At 54.3% G+C, this 254-nt stretch carries 1 tRNA gene; it reads right to left on the reverse strand.

The features are described 5' to 3' along the window. Nucleotides 1–177: 177 nt before the first annotated feature. A tRNA-Glu gene (locus tag HMPREF2996_RS07945) sits at nucleotides 178–253 on the reverse strand. Between the last annotated feature and the right edge of the window lies 1 nt (nucleotide 254).

The following is a 254-nucleotide window of genomic DNA, read 5'->3' on the forward strand; positions in this document are numbered from 1 at the left end:
AATGGAACCCCAGCTTAGGCATAAGAAAAGGCTGGGCCGGACGCTCCTAAATCCACACGAAATGTCCCTTAAGCCAACCTGGTCACAGGAGTGGACTTACCCCCAGAAACAGAAAAGCCAGGCCCGAAGACCTGGCTACCTCTATTAAGTCACTAACTCGTATGTGTAAGAACACAATGGTACCCCGTACGGGATTTGAACCCGTGTTACCGGCGTGAGAGGCCGGCGTCCTAGGCCGCTAGACGAACGGGGCT

The organism is Corynebacterium sp. HMSC066C02, assembly GCF_001814945.1.
GTDB lineage: Bacteria > Actinomycetota > Actinomycetes > Mycobacteriales > Mycobacteriaceae > Corynebacterium > Corynebacterium aurimucosum.